Here is a 25,384-nt window from a genome sequence, read left to right on the forward strand (position 1 = left end):
CACGCCGGGCCCCCGTTTGGGCGACGCCCCGTTCAGCGGCCCGGTCGCACCGTCAGGTCGTTGACCTCCGCGTCCCTCGGCAGGTCCAGGCACATCAGGATCGTCGTCGCCACCGACTCGGGGTCGATCCACTCGGCCGGGTCGTACCGCTTGCCCTCCTGCTGGTGGACCTTGGCCTGCATCGGGCCGGCCGTGCGGCCGGGGTAGACCGAGGTGACCCGGACGCCATTGGCATGCTCCTCATGGCGCAGGGAGTCCGCGAGGGCTTTCAGACCGTGCTTGGAGGCGGCGTACGCGGACCAGTCCGCGTGGGCGTTCAGGCCCGCGCCCGAGTTCACGAACAGGACGTGGCCGCGCGCGGCACGCAGCTGGGGCAGGAAGTGGCGGGTCAGCTCGGCGGGGGCGATCAGGTTCACGTTGAGCTGGTGACGCCAGGACTTCGGGGTCAGCTCCGCCACCCGGCCCAGGTCGACCACGCCCGCGATGTGCAGGAGCGAGTCCACCCGGTCCGGCAGGGTCTGGTGGGAGAACGCCCAGGACAGTTTGTCGGGGTCCGCGAGGTCGCCCACCAGGGTCCCGGCCCCGGGGAACTCGGCCGCCAGCTCCTTCGCCCGCCCCGCGTCGCGCACATGCAGCACGAGGTCGTCCCCGCGCGCGTGCAGGCGGCGGGCGACGGCGGCGCCGATGCCGGAACCGGCCCCGGTGATCACATGAGTAGCCATGCCCGCCATGCTCGCACCACGGCGCTAGCGGCTTCCGAGCGACTCCTCCAGATATGCCAGCGCCCCCACCGGCTCCTCCGCGAAGAACACCAGCTCGGTCAGCGGCCGCGGCAGGAAGCCCTCGTCCTCCATGCGCTGGAACTGCTCCTTCAGACCGTCGTAGAAGCCGGCCGTGTTCAGCAGGACCACCGGCTTGTCGGTGTGCCCGTGCTTCTTCAGCTCCAGGATCTCGGTCGCCTCGTCGAGCGTTCCGGTTCCGCCGACCATGATCACGATCGCGTCGGCCCTCTCCAGGAGCAGCCTCTTGCGCTCGGCAAGGTCCTTCGCGATCACCATCCCGTCGGTGCCCGGCCGGGCCTTGGCCGCCAGGAACGCGACGGAGACACCCAGCAGCCTGCCGCCCGCCTCCTGCACCCCGTCGGCGACGACCTTCATGAGGCCGACGTCGGAGCCGCCCCACACCAGCGTGTGTCCGCCCTTGCCCAGCAGTTCCGCGAATTCCCGGGCGGGGCGCGTGTAGCGGTCGGCCAGGTCCGCGGCGGAGAGGAAGACGCAGATGTTCATGCCGTAACCGTACGCGGGAAGAACGGGGGCCCGGCGGGTGCTTACCAGGTATGACCGAAGGACACACGATCACCATCGAGCAGAGCGACCGGCACGTGCGCGTGGTGCACGGCGGACAGGTCCTGGCGGAGAGCGACCGGCCCCTCGTGCTGCGCGAGACCGGCTGTCCCGTGCGGTACTACATCCCCGCCGAGGACGTACGCCTGGACCTGCTGACCGCCTCGGACACCCATACGCACTGCCCCTTCAAGGGCACGGCTTCGTACTGGTCCCTGCCGGAAGCGGCGGACCTCGTGTGGGCGTATCCCGATCCCAAGCCGGACGTCGCCCCGATCAAGGACCACCTCTGCTTCTACGAAGTAGAAGTGTCGTGACCGACGAATGCCGTGCTCTGCGGCAGTCTTCACAGACATGGACAAGCAGACCATCTCCCGCGACGGCACACCGATCGCGTACCAGCGCACCGGAAAGGGCCCGGCAGTCGTCCTCGTGAGCGGCGCGATGTCCACGGGCGCGACGGTCGCACCCCTGGCGCCGCACCTCTCGGACCGCTTCAGTGTCATCGTGTACGACCGCCGGGGCCGCGGCCGGAGCGGCGACACGCAGCCGTACGCGGTGACCCGCGAGGTCGAGGACCTCGCGGCGCTCATCGAGGTGGCGGGCGGTGAGGCGGCGCTGTACGGCATCTCCTCGGGCGGCGCACTGGTGCTGGAGGCGGCGGCGAGCGGGCTGCCGGTGCGCCAGGTGGCGGTCTACGAGCCGCCGTTCGCCGACTACGGGGGCGGCGGGCCGGAACGCGCGGAGTACACCGTGAATCTCGGCGAGGCCCTCGAGCAGGGCAGGCTCGGGGACGCGGTGGAACTGTTCCTCAGGCTCACCGGCCTGGCTCCCGAGGTGATCGCGACCGCCCGTCAGTCCCCCATGTGGGCCGACATGGAGGCGATCGCGCCTTCCCTCGCGTACGACAACGCGGTGATGCGCGACGGGCTGGTGCCCCGGCACCGGCTGGCCTCGGTCGCCGTCCCGGTCCTGGCCGTCGCGGGCGGCGCCAGCCCCGAGTGGCTGCGCAGGGCGGCCGAGGCGGTCGCGCAGGCGGCTCCGGGGGGCACGTATCGCGTCCTGGCGGGCCAGAACCACATGGTGGAGCCGCAGGCACTCGCCCCGGTGCTGGCGGAGTTCTTCGCGGGTTAGCGCGAGGGCGCTGCGCGTCGGCACGAGGCGACCTCGCACCGCGGCCCAGGGTCCTTGAGCGGCTCCAGGGCCCCTCACGCCGTGGCCCGAGGGCCCTTCACGCCGTGACCCGAGGCTCTTCCGAGCCGTGGCGCGGGGACGTCAGGCCACCGCCGTCGTCACCGGGGTCGTCGTCGCGATCGTCGCCGAGCCCACCACGCGCGTGCCGTCGTACAGGACGATCGCCTGTCCGGGGGCCACACCGCGGACCGGCTCGGTGAAGCGCACTCGGAGTTCGCCGTCGGCCGGCTCCGCCGTCACCTCCGTCTCGCCGCCGTGGGCACGGAGCTGGGCGGTGTAGGTGCCGGGACCGGCCGGGGCGACTCCGCACCAGCGGGGCTTGACGGCGGTCAGGGCGGCGACGTCCAGGGAGGACGCCGGGCCCACCGTCACCGTGTTGGTGACCGGCGAGATGTCGAGGACGTAGCGCGGCTTGCCGTCGGGCGCCGGGGTGCCGATCCTCAGGCCCTTGCGCTGGCCGATCGTGAAGCCGTACGCCCCGTCGTGCGTGCCCAGCTTGGCGCCGGTCTCGTCGACGATGTCGCCCTCGGCCCGGCCGAGCCGCCGGGCGAGGAAGCCCTGGGTGTCACCGTCCGCGATGAAGCAGATGTCGTGCGAGTCGGGCTTCTTGGCGACCGCGAGACCCCGGCGCTCGGCCTCCGCACGGATCTCGTCCTTGGTGGTGACCGTGTCGCCGAGCGGGAACATCGCGTGGGCCAGCTGCTTCTCGTCGAGCACGCCGAGGACGTACGACTGGTCCTTCGCCATGTCGGAGGCGCGGTGGAGCTCGCGCGTGCCGTCCTCGAGGGTGACGACCTTGGCGTAGTGGCCCGTGCAGACCGCATCGAAGCCGAGCGCGAGGGCCTTGTCGAGCAGCGCCGCGAACTTGATCTTCTCGTTGCAGCGCAGGCACGGGTTCGGTGTGCGTCCGGCCTCGTACTCGGCGACGAAGTCCTCGACCACGTCCTCACGGAACCGGTCGGCGAGGTCCCAGACGTAGAACGGGATGCCGATGACGTCCGCGGCGCGGCGGGCGTCGCGCGAGTCCTCGATGGTGCAACAGCCGCGCGCGCCCGTACGGAACGACTGCGGGTTCGCGGACAGCGCGAGGTGGACGCCGGTCACGTCGTGGCCGGCTTCAGCCGCGCGTGCGGCTGCGACGGCGGAGTCGACTCCGCCGGACATGGCGGCGAGGACGCGGAGGGGGCGCTGCGGGGTGTCAGTCATAGCTCTTCAAGAGTACGGGGCCCGGGGAACCGGGGCTCGTGGGTATCCGTGGACGACCGGCCCGGCGCACAGCGCGGCGGCGTGCTACGTCCTGCGCGGGGCACCTGGACCGGTACGTGTGGCTCGTGGAGCGGGCGCGGGCGGCGGGCCTAGGACGTCAGGTCAGTCCGGCGGTGCGGGCACGCTCCACCGCGGGGCCGATCGCCTTGGCCACCGCCTCCACGTCGGCCTCCGTGGACGTGTGCCCCAGGGAGAAGCGGAGGGTGCCGCGGGCGAGGTCCGGGTCCGAGCCGATGGCGAGCAGCACATGGCTCGGCTGGGCCACACCGGCCGTGCAGGCGGAGCCCGTGGAGCATTCGATGCCCTGCGCATCCAGCAGCAGGAGCAGGGAGTCGCCCTCGCAGCCGGGGAAGGTGAAGTGGGCGTTCGCGGGCAGCCGGTCCACCGGGTCCCCGCCCAGGATCGCGTCCGGGACGGCCGAACGGACCGCGGCGATCAGGTCGTCACGCAGGCCGCCGATCTCGCGGGCGAACCACTCGCGCTGCTCGGCGGCGAGGTGCCCGGCGACCGCGAAGGAGGCGATGGCCGGGACGTCGAGGGTGCCGGAGCGGACATGGCGCTCCTGGCCACCGCCGTGCAGCACCGGGACGGGGCTGTACCGGCGGCCGAGGAGCAGTGCCCCGATGCCGTACGGGCCGCCGATCTTGTGGCCGGAGACGGTCATCGCGGCGAGACCCGAGGCCTCGAAGTCCACCGGGACCTGGCCGAAGGCCTGGACCGCGTCGGCGTGCAGCGGGATGTCGAACTCACCCGCCACATCGGCGAGTTCGCGCACCGGCATGACCGTGCCGATCTCGTTGTTGGCCCACATGACGGTGGCGAGGGCGACGTCGTCGGGGTTGCGGGCGATCGCCTCGCGCAGGGCCCCCGGGCTGACGCGGCCGTAGGTGTCGACGGGCAGGTACTCGACGGTGGCGCCCTCGTGTTCGCCGAGCCAGTGGACGGCGTCGAGAACCGCGTGGTGTTCGACGGGGCTGGCGAGCACCCGGGTGCGGGCCGGGTCGGCGTCGCGGCGGGACCAGAACAGGCCCTTCACAGCGAGGTTGTCCGCCTCGGTGCCGCCGGAGGTGAAGACGACCTCGCTGGGGCGGGCGCCCAGCGCTTCGCCGAGGGTTTCGCGGGCCTCTTCGACGGTTCGCCTCGCGCGGCGGCCGGACGCGTGCAGCGAGGAGGCGTTGCCGATGATCCCGAGTTGCGCGGTCAGGGCCTCTGCCGCCTCGGGGAGCATCGGGGTGGTCGCGGCGTGGTCGAGGTATGCCATGGTGGGCCCGATTCTACGGGCCGTCGTTCTGCGTCCTCAGCCCCGCCGGGGTCCCGTGCCGCGTACCGGTCTCCTACAAACTCCAGGAGACCGTCTGGTCCATCGCCATGAACGTCGCCAGGACCACCAGGTCCGCGATGCCCAGGCCGAGGCCGAGGAGCGCGCGGCCCCGGCGCTCGGTGCCGCGCCACAGGGCCACGGCCGCCAGGGTGATGGCGATGGGGCCGAGGAAGACGTTCAGGACGAGGAGGCCGAGCAGCCCCAGCACGAAGGACGCGACGGCCATGCCGTCGGTGTCGCGCACTCCGGTGCGGCGGGCAGGCACGGCGGTGTCCTCGGTTCGTTGGGGGTTTCGGGCGGTCGTTCGTACAGCGGTGAGTTGCATGACGGTCAGCTCCCGAAGATGGGTTGGGGTACGGCGGTTCAGTGGGCCGATGTGTGCCGCCGGCGCCCGTGCCACTCGCGGACCGCGAAGACCACGAGCCACACCGCGATGACGGCGGCGGCGGCGAGGGTGAAGGAGAGCGGGGCGTGGGCGACGGTGCCCAGGACCGCGCCCAGCAGCAGAAGTGCGGCGACGAGGAACAGCATGGGACGAGATCCCCTTCCGAGATGCTCGTTTTCCGAGATGCTCGTTACATTTCGGTGAACGATTGTGGTTACAGTTGTTCACTGACTTCCTAGTCTAGCGCGTCCGACACCTTTCCAATTCCAGAGAACAGTTGTTAACTGCATGGCATGAGTCACACCCTCGGCATCCGGCAGGCCCAGAAGCAGAAGACCCGGCAGGCGCTCCTGGACGCGGCGTTGGGGCTGCTGGAGGAGCAGAGCCTGAGCAGCCTGGGCCTGCGCGAGGTCACCCGCGCGGTCGGCATCGCCCCGACAGCCTTCTACCGGCACTTCCGCTCCACCGCGGACCTCGGCGTGGAGCTGGTCGAGGCGGCCCTCGGCAGCCTCCACCCCATGATCGAGTCCACGGTCTCGGACGCCGGCGACAGCGACGAACGCATCACGCGGGCCGTGGACCTGATCGCCCGGCACGTGGACGCGTACCCCGCGCACGTACGGTTCATCGCACGCGAGCGCCACGGCGGCGTCCAGCCGGTGCGGGAGGCGATCCGGCGGCAACTGGCCCGGTTCGCCGAGGAGGTGAAGGTCGCACTGGCCGAGCACCCCGAGTCCGCGGGGTGGAGCGACGAGGACCTGCTGATGCTTGCCGGCCTGTACGTCGACCAGATGCTGATGACGGCCTCCCAGTTCCTGGAGGCACAGGAGGGCGGCGCCGAAGAGCGCGACCGGGTGGCCCGGATGGCGACCCAGCGGCTGCGTCTGATCAGCATCGGCCGCCACCACTGGAAGGACTGACCCGGCCCGCGCCTGCGTTTCGGGCACGGGGGGCTCAAGTGACCGCGTCGGCCCGCTCCTTCACCTCACTCTTCAGCCCTCGCGCCGGTAGAGCTCCGCGACGGAGGCCGCCGCGCGCGCCACTTCCTCGCGCGCCTCGGGCGGGTCCAGGACCTCGAGAAGGTCGGCGAACACGAGGAGTTGACGGACCTCGCGGACAAAGCCGTACGACAGCCGGGCGGTCACCCATGCGCCGGCGCCGTCGTCCTGCGGCAGGGCGACGAGCGCGGAGGCGGTCAGGCGCTGGAACATGTCGAGGACGTCGCGGCGCACCCGGACCGTCACCTCGAAGCCGCCGGGCCGTTCCTCGACCTGTCGGCGCAACACCTCCCAGGCGTCGGCGAGTTCGACGCCCGGGCGCCGCCGGACCGGGTCGGGCAGCAGGGTCGCCGAGCGCACCCGGTCCGCGCGGAAGAGCTGCGGCCTGCCGCGCCGGTCGGCGACCAGGTACCAGACACCCGCCTTGGAGACGAGCCCGTACGGGTCGACGGTGTAGGTGTGCGGCTCGGTGTCCCCGCTGTGCCGGTAGCGCAGCCGCAGCCGGCGGTCGGCGAACACCGCGTCCTGCAGGACGTCCAGGTCGACGGCGGGCTGCGGGCCGCCCTTCCAGCGTGTCGCGTCGACCAGGATGCGACGGCTGGTGGCCTCGGCGGCGGGCCGGTGCGGGGCGGGCAGCGCGGCCATCACCTTGCGCAGCGCGGACCCGAGGGCGGCGTCCAGGCCGAGCGCGGCGTGGGCGCCCTGCGCGGCCAGGATGAACAGGGCGCGGGACTCGTCGGCGGTCAGTCCGGTGACGTCCGTGCGGAACCCGGCGAGCAGTTCGATGCCGCCGTGCCGTCCGCGCTCCGCGTACACCGGGACACCGGAGGCCGACAGGGCCTCGACGTCACGGTAGATGGTGCGCACCGACACCTCGAGCCGCTCGGCGAGTTCGTGCGCCGGGACGCGGCCTCGGGTCTGGAGCAGCAGAAGGATCGAGAGCAGGCGGTCGGACTTCACCCGCCCAGCATCGCGGCGGAGCGAAGTCCCGCGCAAATGCTGACGGAAGTTGTCAGGTTATGAAGCGAACCTCATGGCACGAACCCACGGAGAGGACAACCATGAACACCGACCCCCGCCCCCTGTACGCCCGCGCCACCGACCAGGCCGCCGCGCTGGTCAGGACCGTAAGGCCGGAGCAGCTCACCGGTCCCACGCCCTGTACCGGGTTCGACGTACGCATGCTGCTTTCGCACCTCGTCGGTGCCGCGCACCGGACCGCGGCGATCGGCGCGGGCGGCGACGGCATGGCCGTACGCCCGTTCGCGGACGGGGTCGCGGACGACAGCTGGCCGGACGCGTACGACGAGGCCAGGACCGAGGTTGCAAGGGCCTGGGCCGACGACGCCCGGCTGGACGCGCCGGTACGCGCACCCTGGGGCGAGACGTCGGGCCGCAATGCACTGTCCGGCTATGTCATGGAGTGCGTGACCCACACCTGGGACCTGCGGGAGGCCCTGGGCCGTCCCTTCGAACTCGACCCGGAACTGGCGGAGTTCGCGCTCACCGTGGCCCGCGGCGTCCTGCCCGAGCCGGAGCGGGGCGACGACGTGCCCTTCGACTCGGCGCTGCCCGCCCCCGAGGGGGCGGACGCCTATGAGCGCCTCGCGGCCTGGCTGGGGCGCAGGCCGCTCGAGGGCGCCTGAGACTCAGTCGAGCTTGGCCTTTGCCAGTTGGCGGGACTGGGCGACCAGACGGTCGGCGCTGTCCCAGACCTCGGCGTCCTCCTCGAGGAAGCCGCCGGCCAGATTGCGCGTGGTGATCGACACCCGCAGCGGTCCCGGCGCCGGACGGGACCGCACGTGCACGGTGAGCTCGACGGTCGGCACCCAGCCGAAGAGCCCCATTTCGAAGGCGGTGGGCGGCAGCGCGTCCACCGCGAGGAGGAGCGAGAGCGGGTCGGCGTCGCGGCCGTCGGCGAGCCCGAACCAGGCCCTCATCTCCCCCTTCCCGGAGGGCGAGCCCAGCGCCCAGCCCAGCGTGGCGGGATCGAGCTTGAGCATCAGCCGCTCGGTGATGGCCGAGCTGCCCGGTACGGGCGCCGGGCCGTCCTCGGGGCCGAAGCACTGGTCCATCGGCGGGAGGACCGGCGGCTGCGCGGTCGTACGGACGTCGTCGGGCAGGGCGTCCAGTTCACCGTAGGAGGCGAGGACCCGGATCCGCTCGACCTCGCGGCCCTCGTCGTCGTACTGGAAGAGGGATGCCTGCCCCGTGGAGAGGGAGCGGCCCGTGCGGACGAGGTCCGTGCGGATCACCGCGGGCCCCGGCTGGGACGCGGTGAGGTAGTACGCGGAGATCGTGAACGGGTCGGGGTGCGGCAGGGCGTCGGCGAGGGCGCGGCCCAGGACCGCCAGCAGATAGCCGCCGTTGACGGCGCTGATGATCGTCCAGCCCGCGGAGAGATCGATGTCGTAGACACCGGGCTCACGGAGGGTCACCGCGATGTCGCGGTCGAACTCGCTGTCACCGACCGTGGCCCGCGCGGCAGGTGCGGTAGCTGCTTCTGGCATGCCTGAACAGTACAACAGGAAATTACTAAGCAGTAGCTTTTACTATTGGGCTTATCGTTACGACTCAGGTGACACTCAGCCGAACTCCGCGTGGATCCAGACCCGCGCGGGTGAGGTTTTGGCAATTTCTAGGTAAGTGTCCGCACTCGTCCGTGACCGACGGGCTGTCCTTCCCCTCTCAGAAGACGTACAGCTTGTTCCGCCCGTTCACAGGAAGAGCCGCAAAGCCGATGAGCCTGACCGGGACGCCGTTCCTCCTCATGTCGATCGTCCTCGTGGCGATCGCCCTCATCCTGCCGCTGTTCCTGTGGTCCCGGATCCGTGGACCCCGGATCGCACGCCACGCCGTCCGGGTGCTTATGCTCCTGTTCGCGCAGGTCACAGCGGTCACTCTGGTCTTCGTGCTGGTCAACAACGCCAACAACCTCTATGACAACTGGGCCGACCTGTTCGGCACGGGCAACCACGTCCAGCAGGCCGCCGACCTCGGCAAGGACGGCACCGGCGGGATCCAGGTGAAGGCCCTGCCGAAGGTCAAACAGACGTTCACCCAGGCCGACGGCCCCGGCATGCGCGCGGCGGGCGGGGTGCAGGTCACCCAGCTCAAGGGCCGTGTGTCGGGCGTCAACGCCGAGGTCTACGTCTGGCTGCCGCCGCAGTACAACGACCCCGCTTACAAGGACAAGAAGTTCCCGGTCGTGGAGCTGCTGTCCGGCTACCCGGGCTCGGCCAAGGCATGGTTCGGCTCGCTGAAGGTGCACGAGCAGCTGCTGCCGCTGATGAAGAACGGACAGGTGGCACCGTTCATCCTGGTGTCCCCGCGCACCAACCTGATCGCCAAGGTCGACACGGGCTGCGCCAACGTGCCGGGCGCCGTGAACGCCGACACCTGGCTGAGCATCGACGTACCCAAGATGGTGATGGACAACTTCCGCGCCGACTCCGCGCCGAACGGCTGGGCGACCGCGGGCTACTCCGCGGGGGCGCACTGCGCGGCGAAGCTCGCGATCGCGCACCCCGACCGCTACCGGGCCGCGATCAGCCTGTCCGGCTACAACGACCCGATCGGCGAGCGCAACTCCCTCGCCGCGCAGAGCGTCCAGCTGCGGCGGGAGAACAACCCCTACTACATCCTGAAGGGCTACCGCACCCCGCCGCACGTCGCGCTCTACCTGTCCGGCGAGTCCGGTGACGGCTACCAGGCGGCCGCTGCGCTGCAGCAGATCGCCAAGCCGCCGACGACCGTGCGCGCGGTGCTCATCCCGCGCAGCGCCGGCGGGCACAGCATGGCCCTGTGGCGGCCGCAGATCCCGACGGTGTTCACCTGGCTGAGCCAGCAGATGAGCGGCCAGGCTACGGGAGCTCTTCCTCAGCCACATTGGAGCGCCGGTTCCAAGCGCGCGGCGCTCGCCAGTGGAAACGCATCGCGAGCAGGCGTAGTACGAAAGCGGTGACGGCCGCGAGGCCGGAGGTGAGCGGGGTCAGCACGCCGTAGCGGATGCAGAGCGCGACCATCGTGGCCCCGACGATCGCGGGAACCGCGTACAGGTCGCGGTCCCAGCGCAGCAGCGAGGGCACCTCGTTGGCGAGGACGTCACGCAGGACGCCGCCGCCCACGGCCGTGGCAAGGCCGAGGGCGGCGGACGCCGTCAGGCCCAGCCCGTGGTCGTACGCCTTGGTCGTCCCGGCGACGCAGAACAGGCCGAGGCCGGCCGCGTCGAAGACGTTGACGCCAACCTGAATGCGCTCCACCTGAGGGTGGAGGAAGAACACCAGGAGCGCGGCGAGCAGCGGGGTCAGGAAATACCCCAGATCCGTGAACGCGGCCGGCGGCACGGCACCGATGATCACGTCCCGGAAGAGACCTCCGCCCAGCGCGGTGACCTCGGCAAGCACCGCGATGCCGAAGACGTCGAAGTTCTTGCGGACGGCCAGCAGAGCGCCGGAGATCGCGAAGACGAAGATGCCCACGAGATCGAGCGTGTGCTGGACGGAGGGGCTGAACAATTGCTGGAGCACCCTTATATTCTGACCCATCAAAGGGTGCACGCCTTACAAAGCAAGGCCAAGACGTGGGAACGCCGAGGTTACAGGGCGGGTCTCCCGGTCGTGAAGATCCACTTCTGGAACAGGTCGCCCAGCTTCCGTCCCGAGACCTTCTCTGCGAGCCGGATGAAGTCCTCGGTGCCGGCGTTGCCGTACCGGTGCAGCGCCGTCCAGGCGGGCAGGAGCCTGAAGAACGCGGTGTCGCCGATGCGCTCGCGGAGCGCCTGGAGCGTCATCGCGCCCCGCTCGTAGACCGCGGAGGCGAACATGGTGTCGCGCTGCGGGTCCGCCACCTTGATCTGCCAGAACGCGGTGTCGGACTGGCGGGCGCCGTACGCCGCCAGGAAGGAGTCGTGCGCCGAGCGGGTGCCCTTGTGCTCGGCCCACAGCCACTGGGCGTAGGTCGCGAAGCCCTCGTTGAGCCAGATGTCCTTCCATCGCTCGACCGAGACCGAGTCGCCGAACCACTGGTGGGCCAGCTCGTGCACGATCGTCGTCTCGTTGCGCACGGCCGAGTACGCGGGCTTCGACTGGACCTCCAGGGAGAATCCGGCCTCGGGCATGTCGTCGACGATGGCACCGGTCTCCTCGAAGGGGTACGGGCCGAAGACCTTCGACCAGTAGTCGGTGGCCTCTGCGGTGACGGCGTACACGTCGACGGTGTTGCTGTGCGCCAGAGCGGGGTCGATGGCGACGTAGATCGGGATCCCCGACGGGGTCCTCCCGGTCCGCACGTCGAACTTGCCGATGGTCGCCGTCGCCAGGTACGTGGCCATCGGCCTGGACTCCCGCCAGTGGGTGACCGTCCGGCCGCCCTTGTCGTACGTCGAGACCAGCCTGCCGTTGGAGACCGCGGTCAGGCCCTTGGGCGCCGTGATGCGGATGTCGTAGGTGGCCTTGTCGGAAGGGTGGTCGCTGGACGGGAACCAGGTGGAGGCGGCGTTGGGCTCGCAGGCGACGAAGACGCCGTCGGTGGTCTTCATCCACCCGTACTTGGAGCCGAACACAATGGGGCCGCTGAGCGGCTGGGGAACACCGCCGTAGGTGACGGTGACCGTGAAGTCCCTGCCCTTGCGGAGGACGCCACGCGGGGTGATGCGGATCTCATCACCCTCGCGCGTGAACGCGGCGCGTCTGCCGTTGACCTCGATCCTCGTGACCTCCAGCTTCTGCAGGTCGAGGTCGAAGGAGGTCAGGCTCTGGGTGGCGCGGGCCGTGATCGTCGTACGGCCGTCGAGGCGGGCGGTGCCCGGGTCGTAGGAGACGTCCAGGGCGTAGTGACGGGCGTCGAAGCCGCCGTTGCCGAGCTGCGGGAAATAGGGGTCGCCGATACCGGGGGCGCCGGGGGACGGGGCGGGGGAGGCGGCGATGACGAGGAAGGAGGCCGCGGCGGCGGTGAGGGCCCCTAAGCGTGCCGAACGGGAGAGTGCCATGAGTCGTCCCTTCGAGCGTGCTGTCGATCAGACGGACACGCCAGACTCTGCGCTCTCCCGTTCGGTCATGCACATGACTTTGCCAACTCGTCACGTGCTACTTCTCGGTTGACTCCTGACGGTCGGCTTCCGCGTCCTCGGAGGCACCGTCCTCCGAGGCACCGTCCTCGGAGGCACCCTCCTCGGCAGCCGCGGGCTTCTCGGCAGCGGGCTTCTCGGGGGTCGCGGGCTTCTCGGCGGCTGCCTCGGGCTCCTCGGAAGCATCCTCAGGCTCGTCGGCAGCGACCGCAGGCTCCTCGGAGGCAGCAGGCCCCTCGGAGGCAGCAGGCCCCTCGGAGGCAGCAGCCTCGGCGGACTCCTCGGCCGCCTGCTTGGCGGAAGCCTCGGCCTCCACCTCCGCGGCCACCGCCGCCGACGTCTCCGCCGACTCCTCCAGAACGGCGTCCGGCACCAGCTCCGCCGCCTCCTTGGCGTCGGACAGCAGAACCGTGTCCTGCGGGGCCTGGTCCTCGAAGTTCTCCGGGTGGTGACAGGCCACCCGCTGCCCGGGCTTCAGCTCGAGCAGCAGCGGCTCGGTCGTCCGGCAGATCTCCGTCGCCTTCCAGCACCGCGTGTGGAAGCGGCAGCCGCTCGGCGGCTCGATCGGCGAGGGGACGTCGCCCTTGAGCAGGATGCGCTCGCTCTTCGCCGACTTCCGCGAGGGGTCCGGGATCGGCACCGCCGACATCAGCGCCTTGGTGTACGGGTGCATCGGCGCCTTGTACAGCGAGTCGCGGTCGGCCAGCTCGACGATCTTGCCCAGGTACATCACCGCGATCCGGTCCGAGACGTGCCGGACGACCGACAGGTCGTGCGCGATGATCACGTACGTGAGGCCGAGCTCCTCCTGGAGGTCGTCGAGCAGGTTGACGACCTGCGCCTGGATCGACACGTCGAGCGCGGAGACCGGCTCGTCGGCCACGACCAGCTTCGGGTTGAGCGCGAGCGCGCGGGCGATGCCGATGCGCTGGCGCTGGCCGCCGGAGAACTCGTGCGGATAGCGGTTGTAGTGCTCGGGGTTGAGACCCACGACCGACAGCAGCCGCTGCACTTCCTTCTTGACGCCGCCCTCGGGCGTGACGCCCTGGAGCCGGAAGGGAGCGCCCACGATGGTGCCGATGGTGTGGCGCGGGTTGAGCGACGAGTACGGGTCCTGGAAGATCATCTGCACATCGCGGCGCAGCGGGCGCATGCCGCCCACCCCGAGGTGCGTGATGTCCTTGCCCTCGAACTCGATCGTGCCGCCGGTCGGCTCGAGAAGACGGGTGATGAGCCGGCCCATCGTCGACTTGCCGCAGCCCGACTCGCCCACCACACCGAGGGTCTCACCGGCCCGGACCTCGAAGTCGAGGCCGTCGACCGCGTGCACCGCGCCCACCTGCCGCTGGAACAGGCCCTTGCGGATGGGGAAGTGCTTCTGGAGCCCGGTCACCTTCAGCAGGGTCTCGCCGGGTGCGGCGTCCTTGGTGAGAGTGGCACCGTCGCTCTGCGCAGGAATCTTCACTGCCGCGTCTTTGGGGTTCTCGCTCACAGCTTCGGCGCAATCTCTTCGGTCCAGATACGCTCCCGCTGCTCCTGCGTCATGTGGCAGGCGGCCCAGTGCTTGCTGCCGACCTCGGTCAGCTCGGGACGGACCGTGCGGGTGACGTTGTCCTTCGGGAGGTCCGCGTACGGGCAGCGCGGGTTGAAGGCACAGCCGGACGGGATGTTGATCAATGAGGGCGGCGAGCCCTTGACCGGGATGAGGCGCTCCTGCTGCTCGCGGTCGAGTCGCGGCATCGAGCCGAGCAGACCCCAGGTGTAGGGGTGGCGGGGCTCGTAGAACACCTTCTCGGCCGGGCCGCGCTCGACGCAGCGCCCGCCGTACATCACCAGGATGTCGTCGGCCAGCTCGGCGACGACGCCCAGGTCGTGGGTGATGATGATGACCGCCGAGCCGAACTCCTTCTGCAGATCCCGGATGAGGTCGAGGATCTGCGCCTGGACGGTCACGTCCAGTGCGGTCGTCGGCTCGTCCGCGATGAGCAGCTCGGGGTTGTTGACCAGCGACATCGCGATCATCGCGCGCTGGCGCATACCGCCTGAGAACTCGTGCGGGTAGTTGTCGACCCGCTTGTCCGGCTGCGGGATGCCCACTCGGTCGAGCATCTCGATCGCCCGCTTGCGGGCGGTCTTCTTGTCGACGTCGTGGTGGATGCGGTACGCCTCCACGATCTGCTGGCCGATCGTGTAGTACGGGTGCAGCGCGGACAGCGGATCCTGGAAGATCATCGCCATCTCACGGCCCCGCAGCTTGCGCACATGCTCGGGGTCGGCGGACAGCAGCTCGGTGCCGTTCAGCCAGATCTCGCCGGAAATCTGCGCCTTGCGCTTGCCGTACTGGCCGGCGGTGTGCAGACCCATGATGCCGAGCGAGGTCACCGACTTGCCGGAGCCCGACTCGCCCACGATGCCGAGGGTCTTGCCCTTCTCCAGCGTGAAGCTGAGCCCGTCGACGGACTTGACCAGGCCGTCGTCGGTCGGGAAGTGCACCTTAAGATCGCGGACTTCGAGGAAGGAGCTGGGGGCGGGCGAGTCGCTCACGGGCTCGCTCACGGCCGCTCCGATCTTGCTGGGTTCGGTCATGTGAGCCTCACTCGGGGGTCGATCACGGCGTACAGGATGTCCACCACGAGGTTGGCGATGAGCACCGCGAGAGAAGTGATCAGGGTGACGCCCAGGATGAAGGGCAGGTCCTGGTTCTTGATGGCGTCGAGCACCTTCTGGCCGAGGCCGGGCAGGCTGAAGGTGGTCTCGGTCAGGATCGCGCCGCCGATCAGGGCTCCCAGGTCCATGCCGAGCATGGTCAGGATGGGCGTCATCGTGGAGCGCATGGCGTGCTTGCCGATGACCGTCTGCTCGCGCAGGCCCTTGGCGCGGGCGGTGCGGATGTAGTCCTCGCCGAGGATCTCCAGCATGGTGGCGCGGGTGATGCGCGCATACATCGCCGCGTAGAGGAAGGCGAGGGTGATCCAGGGCAGGATCATGCCTCCGATCCAGCCGGTGAAGCTCTGGCCGATCGGGACGTACTGGGCGTCGATCCACTTCAGTCCGTAACTGAAGATCGCCAGCGAGAGCAGGCCGGTGAAGTAGATGGGGAGCGACACACCGCCGAGGGCGACGACCATCGCGCCGCGGTCCCACAGGCTGCCCCGCTTGAGAGCGGAGAGCACGCCCGCCGCGACACCGAAGACCAGCCACAGCACGGCCGCGCCGAGCGCAAGACCCAGGGTCACCGGGAAGCGGTCGGTCAGCACCGGCCACACGGCCTGTTCGCTGCGGAAGGAGTAGCCGAAGCACGGCGCGGCACAGCGGGTGACGTCGCCACCCGCCGCATAGGTACGGCCGGCGAAGATGCCCTTGAAGAACTCCCAGACCTGGGAGTAGATCGGGTCACTCAGGCCCAGCTTCTCCCGCACCGCCTGCACGGCGGCCGGGTCGGCCTGCTTGCCCACGAAGCTCGTGGCGACGTCGACGCCCGCCCACTTGGGGACGAGGAAGAAGATGCTGAAGACCACCAGGATGATGACCAGCAGCATCACTGCGGCGGCGAACAGCCGCCTGATGAGGTAAGCGAGCACAGCTTACGGCCCGCCGCGGACCGCGGGCCCCGGAGGTCGTCCGGGGGCCCGCGGTCACGCCGCGCCGGCCTTCACCTGCCTTTCGTGCCGTACGGCGGGTGTGCCGGGTTTACTTCGTGGACTTCAGACCGAGGTTGACGAAGTCGTACATGCCGCTGTACGCGTCCGACGTGTAGACGTTCGACAGTCGGTCCGAGCGCCAGTTGATGAACCGCTCGAAGACGAAGGGCAGGTAGTAGCCGCCCTCCATGACCTTGTGGTTGATCTGCGTGGCGATCTCGGTCTTCTTCGAGTCGTCGAGCGAGTTGACGTACTGGTCGAACAGGCCGTCGATGGCCGTGTCCTTGATCATGGCGTAGTTGTTGTTGCCGCTCGGCAGGATGTACTTGCTGTCCCACAGCGGCAGACCGAAGCCCTGGACCGACGGGAAGTCGGGGCCCCAGCCCATGATGATGATGCCGTAGCCCTTCTTCTGCACGTTGGCGGGGCTACCGATGATGCCGGTGGTCTGCGAACCGTCGAACTGGTCGATCTGGGCGTTGACGCCGATCTTCTTCAGCGACGCCTGGAGCGACTCGGCCGTGGCGACCTCGACCGGCTTGTTGTTGCGGACGGCGATGGTGGTGCTGAAGCCGTTCGGCTGACCGCAGGCCTTCAGTTCCTCCTTGGCCTTCGCCACGTTGCCGTTCTTGTTGGCGCCGGCGAGCCCGAACGGGTCGTACTTCTGGCCCTCGCCACCCGCCACGGACGGAGGCAGCATGTTGGTGCCGATGTCACCGCCGGCGACCGGGCCGCCGCGCGCCGTCTGCAGCGACACGTGGTCCGCGCCGTAGATCACGGCGTTGCGGCAGTGGATGTTGTCGAACGGCTTCACGGTCTGCGGGAAGACCGCGTAGCGGATGTAGCCGGAGACCGGGTTGTCCAGGTTGCCCTTGTGCTCCTTCAGGGCGGTGGTGCGGCCCTGCGGGGACATGCCGGTCTGGTTCAGGTCCAGGTCGTAGTCGCCGGCGATCAGGCGCTGGTCCAGGTCGTTCGCGTTCGAGAAGAACTTGATCGAGATCTGGTCCGGGTAGGCCTTGCGGATCGGGTCCGAGGCCTGCTTCCAGTTGGTGTTACGGACCAGGGTCAGGTCCTTGCCCGGGTTGTACGACTGGAACTTGTACGGGCCCGAGGAGAACGGGTGCAGACCGTACTTGGACTTGGTGTCCATGTCCTGGCGGACCGGGGAGGCCGAGACCAGCGACAGCATCTCCTCGAAGTCCGAGTTGGCCTTCGGCAGGTGGAAGACGACGGTCTTGTCGTCCGGCGTGTCGATCGCCTTCAGGCCCAGGTGGTCCGCGCTGGTGTCCTTGTAGGGGCCCTGGTACTTGCCGTCCGGGTCCAGGACGTCCTTCAGGTAGGTCGGGCCGCCGGACAGCACGTCCTGCGCCCAGACGCGCTCGATGCCGTACTTGACGTCCTTGGAGGTGATCGGCTTGCCGTCCTCCCAGCTGACCCCGTCACGCAGCGTGTACGTGTAGGTCTTGCCGCCGTCGCTGACCTTGGCGAGACCGGTGGCGAGGTCCGGGGTCAGCTGGGCGCCGGCCTTGCCCGGCTCCGTCTTGTCCGTGACGAGCTGGCGGCTGTAGTAGCGGGCGAAGTCCCACATGAAGCCGTAGTAGCCGCGCGTGGTGTCCCACGAGTCGGCGTCCTGGGCGGCGCCGAACTTCAGCGTGCCGCCCTTCTTGGCTGCGGATGCCTGGGCGACCTTGTTGTTGGCCGCGTCGAAGCCGGCCGCGCCGTTCTTCGAATCGCCACTGTTGCCGCCGCCGCACGCCGCCGTGGTCAGCAGCGCCGCGACCACGGCGGCAGCGGCCATGGCCTGCTTACGCCGCCCTGAGGTGCGTTGGGTAGTCACGTTCTCGGATCCTCCGGATAGATGAGAGACCCCGTGTGGGTGCACGGGTCGCTGGGGGGTACGGCAGTTCAGCGGGAGCCCTTGGGATCCAGCGCATCGCGCACGCCGTCGCCGAAAAGGTTGAAGGCAAGGACGGTGATGAAGATCGCCACACCGGGGACCACCATGTACATGGGGTCCGAGTCGTAGTAGTCGATCGCGTTCGAGAGCATCTGCCCCCAGGAGGCGGTCGGCGGCTTGACGCCGACGCCGAGGAAGCTGAGCGCCGCCTCCGTGAGGATGTTGGTCGGGATCATCATCGTCGTGTACACGATGATGGGGGCCACGAGGTTGGGCAGCAGCTCCTTGAAGAGGATGTAAAGGCGCCCGGCACCGAGCGAGCGGGCGGCCTCGACGTACTCGCGTTCGCGCAGGGAGAGCGTCTGGCCGCGCACCACGCGGCCGATGTAGGGCCAGCCGAAGAAACCGATGACCAGGATCATCACGAAGACACGCACACCCGTGCCGGTCAGGCCGAGCATCTGGTTCGGCATGACCGACACCAGCGCGATGATGAAGAGCAGCTGCGGGAAGGCGAGCAGGCCGTCCATCACCCGGCTGATGACCGAGTCCACCCAGCCGCCGAAGAAGCCGGCCAGGATGCCCAGGACGGTACCGAGAACGACGGCGACCACCGCGGACAGGAAGCCGACGAGCAGCGAGATCTGGGCGCCGTAGACGATACGGGCGAAGATGTCGCGGCCGCTGACCGGTTCCACGCCGAAGAGGTGGCTGCCACTCAGTCCGCCCAGGGAACCCTTGGGGGTGCCGAAGAGCGGGTCGATCAGGTCCTCGTGGTGGAGCTCCGGGTCCTGGCCGACCGCGTGCGCGATCACGGGCGCGAGGATCGCGACCGCGATGAGCAACAGCACAATGATGCCGCCCGACAGGGCGAGCTTGTCCCGCTTGAGGCGCTCCCAGGCGATCCGCCCCAGGGAACGTCCCTGTACGGCCTTGGCATCGGCGCTGGCTACCGCCGCTTCATCGGCCGCGCTCGGGGCCGCTTCCGCGGTCGGCTCGTGCAATGGTGCCGTCATCTGGCAGGGACCCCTCTCAACCGGCGGTGACCGGCGCGCACTTGCCGCTGTGGCGGCATGATCAGTCCGTCGTACACAGGGGCGAAGGCCCCTTGGAGCGGGAGTCTTCAACGCTTTGGCGATCTGTTGCCAGACTTGACGGGGAATGGATGCGTAAACGTGATCCGGGCAGGAGGGTTCCGTTATCCGGACAGTGGGTAGCGGGGGTCGGACGGGTGTCAATTAGGACACAACCGGCAATATGTGGGTAATTCACCCCAGATCTACGCGCGCAGAGGGCTTTCCGGTGCCCGGACCGGCGGCCCCGCCAGGAGCGTCGGCCCGGGTTTCAGTAGCCGCCGCGGGCCGGCGGATAACCGTAGCCGCCCGCAGCGGGAGCCTGCACCGGGGCCGCCTGGGCCTCACGGTCGTAGAAGGGCCGGGCGCCGGCGCGCAGCCACATCACCACCGGGTCGTACTCGTCGGACATCGCGACGGTCGACACCGGCAGTCCCTCGGGCACGGCCACGATGGACTGCTGCATCATCGCGCGCACCGAGTCCACGGCGGGCGGCGAGGTGTCGTACACGTCCAGGCCGATCGCCAGATAGGGCGCGCCGAGGGCGGGCTGCACCCAGGCACGGCGCAGGGAGCGCACGGCAGGCGTGCGGTGCGCGTTCTGGGCGAGGAGGGCGTAGAACTGCGGGATCTGGATGGCCGGTTCGGACAGCATCAGCGGTCCCGCGGGCTGGCGCTCCAGACCGGTGGCGATACGGCGCAGGTCCAGCCAGGGGATCCCGACGCCACCGCCCGGCGCATGCGGGTTCAGCCACAGGCCGTGGTGATCCGGGTAGAGGGTGCGGGCCACGTCGAGGCCGTCGACCACCTCGTACGACCGGTTCCAGCCGCTGACCGAGAGTTCCTGGGCGGAGGTGACGCAGGGCGCGTAGCCGTAGCCGTCCACTTCCATGGTGCCGTACTGGGCGTCGGGCGAGCCGGCCTGGCCGTGCCAGAGCAGCATCCAGACCTGGCCGGACGACGGGGTCGCGAGCGCGCGGAGGAGCGCCTCGTAGGCGTCGTAACGCCCGGGTGTCACCTGGCGCAGCATGTGCTCGACCTGCCCGGCCGCGGCCGTGCCCGACGCGCTCACCCTCTACCGCCCCTTCACGACAGACCTGACAACCCCGACGGATGTCTCCGGTGCGTTGCGGGCGGATTCCAGCCGCACCACCCCGACCGAGCCATTCTCCCCTGTCCGGGGACCCCCGTGGCACTTGGCGGCGCCGCCGCGGGCCGGCCCCCCACGGCCGGAAGCGGGCTCGCTCCGCTCCGGCCATGAAACCAGGTTAAGGCGCCATCCTGACAGCAACTTGACGCGCGTCACCCCGCATCCCCCGGGGACGGCGCACCCCGCCTCCGGCCGGTTCAGTAACCCTGCTGGTAGAAGGGCCGTACCCGCTCCCGCAGCCAGTCCCCCACCGGGTCCTGGGCCACGTCCATGAAGACCATGTTGACGGGGGTGTTCACCGGCACCTTGCCGAGCGCCCGGCCGAGCGCGTCCAGCGGGAGCGTGCGCGCGTCCGCCTCCCAGGAGGAGAGCTCGACGCCGATGAACATCACCGGGTCGGCGGTCTCGATCGCGGCCAGGCAGCGGCGAGCCGTGAGCACCACGCCGGTCGCCGCGAACTCGGCCGACGCGGCGGCGAGGAAGTCCACCGGGTCGTCCTGCCAGTCGGGCTCGAAGAGGCGGACACGACCGCCGCTCGCCGGCCCGTCCAGCGGGGTGCGCCCCACGCGGCACAGCTCGGCCACCGCCTCCGGCGGCAGCGGAACCCCGACCACACCGTCCGGGTTGACCGCGACGCCGACCTGCGGGGGCAGCCCCCGGGCGAACTCCACGGCGGGCGCGATCGTGTACGACATGTGGTTGCCGACGACCTGGCGGAACTGCTCCTCCGAGCTGAACACCGGGACGTACGCCTGGCCCGCGATCTGAAGCGTGGGCAGGTCGAGGGGACCGCCGTGCGGGCCGCCGCCGCCCGGCAACGGCACCCAGAGGAAGCTGCGGCCGAGGACCTCGATGATGCGGGCAGCGGCCGAGGGGACGCCGAGAGAGGCGGACAGCACCTCCTCCAGCTCGTTGCCCGGCCATCCGCCGTGCGGATGGGGGTGTGCCTGTGCGGGGAAGTCCGCGGGAAGGTCCGCCGGGAAGTCCATCTGCCTACCGTCTGCTCGGAACCACTGCTGTGGCTGAAAAGGCTAACGGGTGTGCCCGCACGGTCACTCAGCCCTCGAAGTCGATCCTGCGCAGCACGTCCGCCGCGTCCCGGTCGAGCAGCACCGCCGATCCGCAGCCCTGGGGCAGCGAGCCCCGCTCGACGCAGCGCAGCAGGCCCCGGGTGGTCCGGCGGTGCCTCAGGAACGCGTAGCGCGAGACGCCGCGGCCGCGCTCCCGCTGGCCTGCCATGGCCGTGTCCGGGGTGACGTCGAGCAGGAGCAGATGGAGCGTGCCGCCGCGGCGGCGGGCCTCCCGCGCCAGCCAGCCCCGCACCCAGCTCTGCGCACCGCAGTCGTGCACGACGACTCCGGTGCCGGCGCGCAGGGCGCGGCGCAGGCCCGCGTAGTGGGCGAGGCGGACGAGAGGACGGTAGACCGCATACGGAAGGAAGCGGGCCAGGCGCGTGTCCCAGCGGTCTCGGGCGTCCTGGGAGTCGACCCGGACGCCCCGCACGGCGCGCCGCATGAGCGTGGACTTGCCGCTGCCGGGCAGACCGGTGATCACGACGAGGTCGCCCCCGCCGAAGGTGAGTCCGTACGGACTGTGCCCTCCGCGATCGCGCAGATCGCGCACCACGGCGGGCCGCAGCGCTCCGGGGACCTCCCGTGCCGCCGCTCCCTCCGTCTTGGGCACCGTGATGCCCGTGGTCGTGGCGTACGCCGTCGTCCTGTTCACCGTCATCGCCCTCCCCTTGGTTCCGGAAGTCCCTCCCCACCGACCGTAAAGAGAAGGTAATGAATCCGTCTCTCGATTTCGTTCGGGTACCGCCACAGCACGGTTACGGATGCGGCCTGCCACGATCGGGCGATGCGTGCAATGATGTGCGCGCCAACTGCATACCGGCCGCTTGAATCCGCGCGGGAGAGTTCCGGGTACGTACGTGCCGCCCGGACGCCGAAGGAGCAAGTCCCTCCCTTGAATCTCTCAGGTCCCCGATACCGCGCGGGCGAGGCACATCTGGAAAGCGGGCCGCTTCTGCCGGCTCCACCCAAGGTGCAAGCCGTGACGACCCGCCGCGGGGAGTCATGGCGAACCTCTCAGGTTCCGATGACAGATGGGGAGGAACGCCCTCGCCCGTCCTGTCCTGGGAGCACAACCGATGAGCAGTAGCCCCCTGCGCCGTACCGCGCTCGATGCCCTGCATCGTTCGCTCGGCGCGACGATGACCGACTTCGCCGGCTGGGACATGCCCCTGCGGTACGGCTCCGAGCGCGACGAGCACGTCGCCGTCCGTACGAAGGCGGGCCTCTTCGACCTCTCGCACATGGGCGAGATCACCGTGACCGGGTCCGAGGCGGACCGGCTCCTCGATTACGCCCTGGTCGGCAACATCGGATCCGTCGGCGTCGGCCGCGCCCGCTACACCATGATCTGCCGGGAGGACGGCGGCATCCTCGACGACCTGATCGTGTACCGGCTCGGAGAGCGGGAGTACATGGTCGTCGCCAACGCCTCCAACGCCCAGGTGGTGCTGGACGCGCTGGTGGAGCGGTCCTCCGGTTTCGACGCCGAGGTGCGCGACGACCGGGACGCCTATGCGCTGATCGCCGTCCAGGGCCCCGAGTCCCCCGGCATCCTGAAGTCCCTGACCGACGCCGACCTGGACGGTCTGAAGTACTACGCGGGCCTGCCCGGCACGGTCGCCGGCGTCCCGGCGCTGATCGCGCGCACCGGCTACACCGGCGAGGACGGCTTCGAGCTGTTCGTCGCGCCGTCCGACGCCGAGAAGCTGTGGCAGGCGCTCACCGAGGCGGGCACGCCCGTCGGGCTCGCCCCCTGCGGACTGTCCTGCCGGGACACACTGCGCCTGGAGGCGGGCATGCCGCTGTACGGGCACGAGCTCGGCACCTCACTGACTCCTTTCGACGCCGGGCTCGGCCGGGTCGTGAAGTTCGAGAAGGAGGGCGACTTCGTCGGGCGCACGGCCCTCCGGGAGGCCGCTGCCCGGGCTCAGGAGAACCCGCCGCGCGTCCTGGTCGGCCTGGTCGCCGAGGGCCGGCGCGTCCCGCGTGCCGGGTACTCGGTGGTCGCGGGCGGTGAGGTCATCGGCGAGGTCACCTCCGGGGCACCCTCCCCCACGCTGGGCAGGCCGATCGCGATGGCGTACGTCGACGCCGCGCACTCCGCGCCGGGTACGCCCGGGGTCGGGGTGGACATCCGGGGCAGCCACGAGCCGTACGAGGTCGTGGCTCTGCCGTTCTACAAGCGCCAGAAGTAGAGACTGGGCGCGGGCAGGACGTGACACTGCGCACGCCCGCCCTGCTCACGAGCGTCTCCAGCAGTCCCCCCTTCACCACTCCCCCGCGTACAGGAGAATTCAGGCCATGAGCAACCCCCAGCAGCTGCGCTACAGCAAGGAGCACGAGTGGCTGTCGGACGCCGAGGACGGCGTCGCGACGGTCGGCATCACGGAGCACGCGGCCAACGCGCTCGGCGACGTCGTGTTCGTCCAGCTCCCGGAGGCCGGTGACACGGTGAGCGCGGGCGAGACCTGCGGCGAACTGGAGTCGACCAAGTCGGTCAGCGACCTCTACTCCCCGGTCACCGGCGAGGTCACGGAGGTCAACGAGGACGTGGTCAACGACCCGTCGCTGGTGAACTCCGCCCCGTTCGAGGGCGGCTGGCTGTTCAAGGTACGTGTTGCGGAGATGCCGGACGACCTGCTCTCCGCCGACGAGTACACCGCCTTTTCCGCCGGCTGAGGAGTCCCGCATGTCGCTTCTGAACACGCCCCTGCACGAGCTCGACCCGGACGTCGCCGCGGCTGTCGATGCCGAGCTGCACCGTCAGCAGTCCACCCTCGAGATGATCGCCTCGGAGAACTTCGCCCCGGTCGCGGTCATGGAGGCCCAGGGCTCGGTCCTCACCAACAAGTACGCCGAGGGCTACCCGGGCCGCCGCTACTACGGCGGCTGTGAGCACGTCGACGTGGTCGAGCAGATCGCCATCGACCGCATCAAGGAGCTCTTCGGCGCCGAGCACGCCAATGTGCAGCCGCACTCGGGCGCGCAGGCCAACGCGGCCGCGATGTTCGCGCTGCTGCAGCCCGGCGACACGATCATGGGTCTGAACCTCGCGCACGGCGGGCACCTGACCCACGGAATGAAGATCAACTTCTCCGGCAAGCTCTACAACGTGGTCGCCTACCACGTCGGTGACGACGGTGTCGTCGACATGGACCAGGTGGAGCGCCTGGCCAAGGAGTCCCGGCCGAAGCTGATCGTGGCCGGCTGGTCGGCCTATCCGCGTCAGCTGGACTTCGCCGCCTTCCGCCGGATCGCGGACGAGGTCGGCGCGTACCTGATGGTCGACATGGCGCACTTCGCCGGACTGGTGGCGGCGGGCCTGCACCCGAACCCCGTCCCGCACGCCCATGTGGTCACCACCACGACACACAAGACGCTGGGCGGCCCGCGCGGTGGCGTCATCCTGACGACGGCCGAGCTGGCGAAGAAGATCAACTCCGCCGTCTTCCCCGGTCAGCAGGGTGGTCCGCTGGAGCATGTGATCGCCGCCAAGGCAGTCGCCTTCAAGGTCGCGGCCTCGGAGGAGTTCAAGGAGCGGCAGCGGCGGACGCTTCAGGGCGCGAGGATCCTCGCCGAGCGTCTGGTCCAGGACGACGTCAAGGCCGTGGGCGTGGACGTCCTGTCCGGCGGCACCGACGTGCACCTCGTCCTGGTCGACCTGCGCAACTCCGAGCTGGACGGCCAGCAGGCCGAGGACCGCCTCCACGAGGTCGGCATCACGGTCAACCGCAACGCGATCCCGAACGACCCGCGCCCCCCGATGGTCACCTCGGGTCTGCGCATCGGCACGCCCGCCCTGGCGACCCGCGGCTTCACGGCCGAGGACTTCGCCGAGGTCGCGGATGTCATCGCCGAGGCACTGAAGCCGTCCTACGACACGGAGGCCCTCAAGGCCCGGGTCAAGGCCCTGGCCGACAAGCACCCGCTGTACGCGGGTCTCACCCAGTAATTCAGGACGCCGCGCACACTGGAA

The 25,384-nt window shown here is 69.9% G+C and carries 26 protein-coding genes and 1 riboswitch; of the genes, 8 read left to right on the top strand and 18 right to left on the bottom strand.

The window, feature by feature from the left end; genetic code table 11:
• Positions 1 to 32: 32 nt before the first annotated feature.
• Positions 33 to 722, bottom strand: coding sequence for an SDR family oxidoreductase (locus AAW14_RS20325; protein WP_265565321.1), 690 nt, complete (start codon positions 720 to 722; stop codon positions 33 to 35).
• A 24-nt stretch (positions 723 to 746) separates the two neighbouring features.
• Positions 747 to 1,286 (bottom strand): TIGR00730 family Rossman fold protein, encoded by a 540-nt coding sequence (locus AAW14_RS20330; RefSeq protein ID WP_265565322.1) that lies wholly within the window; start codon positions 1,284 to 1,286, stop codon positions 747 to 749.
• A 50-nt stretch (positions 1,287 to 1,336) separates the two neighbouring features.
• Here AAW14_RS20330 and AAW14_RS20335 point away from each other — a divergent pair, with 50 nt between their 5' ends.
• Positions 1,337 to 1,660, top strand: a complete 324-nt coding sequence (locus tag AAW14_RS20335) for a DUF427 domain-containing protein (protein WP_265565323.1) — start codon at positions 1,337 to 1,339, stop codon at positions 1,658 to 1,660.
• 37 nt (positions 1,661 to 1,697) lie between these two features.
• Positions 1,698 to 2,477: an alpha/beta fold hydrolase gene (locus tag AAW14_RS20340; protein WP_265565324.1), complete on the top strand. Its 780-nt coding sequence runs from the start codon at positions 1,698 to 1,700 to the stop codon at positions 2,475 to 2,477.
• 141 nt (positions 2,478 to 2,618) lie between these two features.
• Here the strand turns inward: AAW14_RS20340 and mnmA are convergent, their stop codons facing one another.
• The 4 genes from mnmA to AAW14_RS20360 all read right to left on the bottom strand — a co-directional run bounded on the left by mnmA (position 2,619) and on the right by AAW14_RS20360 (position 5,655).
• Positions 2,619 to 3,743, bottom strand: coding sequence for a tRNA 2-thiouridine(34) synthase MnmA (gene mnmA, locus AAW14_RS20345; RefSeq protein ID WP_265565325.1), 1,125 nt, complete (start codon positions 3,741 to 3,743; stop codon positions 2,619 to 2,621).
• Positions 3,744 to 3,900: 157 nt separating this feature from the next.
• Positions 3,901 to 5,064, bottom strand: coding sequence for a cysteine desulfurase family protein (locus AAW14_RS20350; protein ID WP_265565326.1), 1,164 nt, complete (start codon positions 5,062 to 5,064; stop codon positions 3,901 to 3,903).
• Positions 5,065 to 5,137: 73 nt separating this feature from the next.
• Positions 5,138 to 5,449: a DUF4190 domain-containing protein gene (locus AAW14_RS20355; protein WP_416223341.1), complete on the bottom strand. Its 312-nt coding sequence runs from the start codon at positions 5,447 to 5,449 to the stop codon at positions 5,138 to 5,140.
• Between the two features lie 38 nt (positions 5,450 to 5,487).
• Positions 5,488 to 5,655: a hypothetical protein gene (locus AAW14_RS20360; protein ID WP_265565327.1), complete on the bottom strand. Its 168-nt coding sequence runs from the start codon at positions 5,653 to 5,655 to the stop codon at positions 5,488 to 5,490.
• Between the two features lie 147 nt (positions 5,656 to 5,802).
• On the opposite strand from AAW14_RS20360, the gene AAW14_RS20365 reads away from it, so the two are divergent.
• On the top strand, positions 5,803 to 6,429 hold the full coding sequence (locus AAW14_RS20365) for a TetR family transcriptional regulator (RefSeq protein ID WP_265565328.1): 627 nt from the start codon (positions 5,803 to 5,805) through the stop codon (positions 6,427 to 6,429).
• A 72-nt stretch (positions 6,430 to 6,501) separates the two neighbouring features.
• On the opposite strand, the gene AAW14_RS20370 is transcribed toward AAW14_RS20365, so the two are convergent.
• Positions 6,502 to 7,467 (bottom strand): helix-turn-helix transcriptional regulator, encoded by a 966-nt coding sequence (locus AAW14_RS20370; protein WP_265565329.1) that lies wholly within the window; start codon positions 7,465 to 7,467, stop codon positions 6,502 to 6,504.
• 101 nt (positions 7,468 to 7,568) lie between these two features.
• On the opposite strand from AAW14_RS20370, the gene AAW14_RS20375 reads away from it, so the two are divergent.
• A complete protein-coding gene (locus tag AAW14_RS20375; protein ID WP_265565330.1) occupies positions 7,569 to 8,153 on the top strand; it encodes a TIGR03086 family metal-binding protein in 585 nt (194 codons plus the stop codon).
• 3 nt (positions 8,154 to 8,156) lie between these two features.
• Here AAW14_RS20375 and AAW14_RS20380 read toward each other — a convergent pair whose 3' ends face one another.
• Complete coding sequence (locus AAW14_RS20380; protein WP_265565331.1) at positions 8,157 to 9,017, bottom strand: thioesterase family protein; 861 nt, start codon at positions 9,015 to 9,017, stop codon at positions 8,157 to 8,159.
• Positions 9,018 to 9,247: 230 nt separating this feature from the next.
• Between AAW14_RS20380 and AAW14_RS20385 the strand changes: the two genes are divergently transcribed.
• On the top strand, positions 9,248 to 10,471 hold the full coding sequence (locus AAW14_RS20385) for an alpha/beta hydrolase (RefSeq protein WP_265565332.1): 1,224 nt from the start codon (positions 9,248 to 9,250) through the stop codon (positions 10,469 to 10,471).
• Here the strand turns inward: AAW14_RS20385 and AAW14_RS20390 are convergent.
• From AAW14_RS20390 to AAW14_RS20435, 10 genes are all read right to left on the bottom strand, one after another.
• Positions 10,371 to 11,036 (bottom strand): trimeric intracellular cation channel family protein, encoded by a 666-nt coding sequence (locus AAW14_RS20390; protein WP_265565333.1) that lies wholly within the window; start codon positions 11,034 to 11,036, stop codon positions 10,371 to 10,373. The genes AAW14_RS20385 and AAW14_RS20390 overlap by 101 nt on opposite strands.
• Before the next feature lie 68 nt (positions 11,037 to 11,104).
• Entirely contained in the window at positions 11,105 to 12,496 is a 1,392-nt protein-coding gene (locus tag AAW14_RS20395; protein ID WP_265565334.1) for a M1 family metallopeptidase, read from the bottom strand.
• 97 nt (positions 12,497 to 12,593) lie between these two features.
• Positions 12,594 to 14,039, bottom strand: a complete 1,446-nt coding sequence (locus AAW14_RS20400) for an ABC transporter ATP-binding protein (RefSeq protein WP_265565335.1) — start codon at positions 14,037 to 14,039, stop codon at positions 12,594 to 12,596.
• Positions 14,040 to 14,062: 23 nt separating this feature from the next.
• Positions 14,063 to 15,160: an ABC transporter ATP-binding protein gene (locus AAW14_RS20405; RefSeq protein WP_265565336.1), complete on the bottom strand. Its 1,098-nt coding sequence runs from the start codon at positions 15,158 to 15,160 to the stop codon at positions 14,063 to 14,065.
• Complete coding sequence (locus AAW14_RS20410) at positions 15,157 to 16,155, bottom strand: ABC transporter permease (protein ID WP_265565337.1); 999 nt, start codon at positions 16,153 to 16,155, stop codon at positions 15,157 to 15,159. Before AAW14_RS20410 ends, AAW14_RS20405 begins: the two co-directional genes overlap by 4 nt.
• A 109-nt stretch (positions 16,156 to 16,264) precedes the next feature.
• Positions 16,265 to 18,052, bottom strand: a complete 1,788-nt coding sequence (locus AAW14_RS20415; protein ID WP_265565338.1) for an ABC transporter substrate-binding protein — start codon at positions 18,050 to 18,052, stop codon at positions 16,265 to 16,267.
• A 68-nt stretch (positions 18,053 to 18,120) separates the two neighbouring features.
• Complete coding sequence (locus AAW14_RS20420) at positions 18,121 to 19,128, bottom strand: ABC transporter permease (protein ID WP_265565339.1); 1,008 nt, start codon at positions 19,126 to 19,128, stop codon at positions 18,121 to 18,123.
• 328 nt (positions 19,129 to 19,456) lie between these two features.
• The gene (locus AAW14_RS20425; protein ID WP_265565340.1) at positions 19,457 to 20,257 is read right to left on the bottom strand and encodes an enhanced serine sensitivity protein SseB C-terminal domain-containing protein; all 801 of its coding nucleotides are present in this window, start codon (positions 20,255 to 20,257) and stop codon (positions 19,457 to 19,459) included.
• A 275-nt stretch (positions 20,258 to 20,532) separates the two neighbouring features.
• The gene (locus AAW14_RS20430) at positions 20,533 to 21,324 is read right to left on the bottom strand and encodes an enhanced serine sensitivity protein SseB (RefSeq protein ID WP_265565341.1); all 792 of its coding nucleotides are present in this window, start codon (positions 21,322 to 21,324) and stop codon (positions 20,533 to 20,535) included.
• 67 nt (positions 21,325 to 21,391) lie between these two features.
• Positions 21,392 to 22,066, bottom strand: a complete 675-nt coding sequence (locus tag AAW14_RS20435; RefSeq protein WP_265565342.1) for an AAA family ATPase — start codon at positions 22,064 to 22,066, stop codon at positions 21,392 to 21,394.
• A gap of 167 nt (positions 22,067 to 22,233) precedes the next feature.
• Positions 22,234 to 22,336, top strand: a riboswitch (glycine riboswitch).
• A 148-nt stretch (positions 22,337 to 22,484) separates the two neighbouring features.
• On the opposite strand from AAW14_RS20435, the gene gcvT reads away from it, so the two are divergent.
• The 3 genes from gcvT to glyA all read left to right on the top strand — a co-directional run bounded on the left by gcvT (position 22,485) and on the right by glyA (position 25,360).
• Positions 22,485 to 23,603, top strand: a complete 1,119-nt coding sequence (gcvT, locus tag AAW14_RS20440) for a glycine cleavage system aminomethyltransferase GcvT (RefSeq protein ID WP_265565343.1) — start codon at positions 22,485 to 22,487, stop codon at positions 23,601 to 23,603.
• Between the two features lie 106 nt (positions 23,604 to 23,709).
• The gene (gene gcvH / locus AAW14_RS20445) at positions 23,710 to 24,087 is read left to right on the top strand and encodes a glycine cleavage system protein GcvH (protein ID WP_265565344.1); all 378 of its coding nucleotides are present in this window, start codon (positions 23,710 to 23,712) and stop codon (positions 24,085 to 24,087) included.
• 10 nt (positions 24,088 to 24,097) lie between these two features.
• Complete coding sequence (gene glyA, locus AAW14_RS20450; protein ID WP_265565345.1) at positions 24,098 to 25,360, top strand: serine hydroxymethyltransferase; 1,263 nt, start codon at positions 24,098 to 24,100, stop codon at positions 25,358 to 25,360.
• Positions 25,361 to 25,384: the final 24 nt, after the last annotated feature.

The organism is Streptomyces hygroscopicus (assembly GCF_026168105.1).
GTDB classification, from domain to species: Bacteria; Actinomycetota; Actinomycetes; order Streptomycetales; family Streptomycetaceae; genus Streptomyces; species Streptomyces hygroscopicus_D.

Coding starts and splice junctions, on each gene's coding strand:
- gcvH (WP_265565344.1), top strand. CDS start 23,710: ATGAGCAACCCCCAGCAGCTGCGCTACAGCAAGGAGCACGAGTGGCTG.
- AAW14_RS20395 (WP_265565334.1), bottom strand. CDS start 12,496: ATGGCACTCTCCCGTTCGGCACGCTTAGGGGCCCTCACCGCCGCCGCG.
- AAW14_RS20375 (WP_265565330.1), top strand. CDS start 7,569: ATGAACACCGACCCCCGCCCCCTGTACGCCCGCGCCACCGACCAGGCC.
- AAW14_RS20330 (WP_265565322.1), bottom strand. CDS start 1,286: ATGAACATCTGCGTCTTCCTCTCCGCCGCGGACCTGGCCGACCGCTAC.
- AAW14_RS20360 (WP_265565327.1), bottom strand. CDS start 5,655: ATGCTGTTCCTCGTCGCCGCACTTCTGCTGCTGGGCGCGGTCCTGGGC.
- AAW14_RS20350 (WP_265565326.1), bottom strand. CDS start 5,064: ATGGCATACCTCGACCACGCCGCGACCACCCCGATGCTCCCCGAGGCG.
- AAW14_RS20380 (WP_265565331.1), bottom strand. CDS start 9,017: ATGCCAGAAGCAGCTACCGCACCTGCCGCGCGGGCCACGGTCGGTGAC.
- AAW14_RS20430 (WP_265565341.1), bottom strand. CDS start 21,324: ATGGACTTCCCGGCGGACCTTCCCGCGGACTTCCCCGCACAGGCACAC.
- AAW14_RS20335 (WP_265565323.1), top strand. CDS start 1,337: ATGACCGAAGGACACACGATCACCATCGAGCAGAGCGACCGGCACGTG.
- AAW14_RS20365 (WP_265565328.1), top strand. CDS start 5,803: ATGAGTCACACCCTCGGCATCCGGCAGGCCCAGAAGCAGAAGACCCGG.
- AAW14_RS20325 (WP_265565321.1), bottom strand. CDS start 722: ATGGCTACTCATGTGATCACCGGGGCCGGTTCCGGCATCGGCGCCGCC.
- mnmA (WP_265565325.1), bottom strand. CDS start 3,743: ATGACTGACACCCCGCAGCGCCCCCTCCGCGTCCTCGCCGCCATGTCC.
- AAW14_RS20435 (WP_265565342.1), bottom strand. CDS start 22,066: ATGACGGTGAACAGGACGACGGCGTACGCCACGACCACGGGCATCACG.
- AAW14_RS20405 (WP_265565336.1), bottom strand. CDS start 15,160: ATGACCGAACCCAGCAAGATCGGAGCGGCCGTGAGCGAGCCCGTGAGC.
- AAW14_RS20385 (WP_265565332.1), top strand. CDS start 9,248: ATGAGCCTGACCGGGACGCCGTTCCTCCTCATGTCGATCGTCCTCGTG.
- AAW14_RS20420 (WP_265565339.1), bottom strand. CDS start 19,128: ATGACGGCACCATTGCACGAGCCGACCGCGGAAGCGGCCCCGAGCGCG.
- glyA (WP_265565345.1), top strand. CDS start 24,098: ATGTCGCTTCTGAACACGCCCCTGCACGAGCTCGACCCGGACGTCGCC.
- AAW14_RS20355 (WP_416223341.1), bottom strand. CDS start 5,449: ATGCAACTCACCGCTGTACGAACGACCGCCCGAAACCCCCAACGAACC.
- gcvT (WP_265565343.1), top strand. CDS start 22,485: ATGAGCAGTAGCCCCCTGCGCCGTACCGCGCTCGATGCCCTGCATCGT.
- AAW14_RS20340 (WP_265565324.1), top strand. CDS start 1,698: ATGGACAAGCAGACCATCTCCCGCGACGGCACACCGATCGCGTACCAG.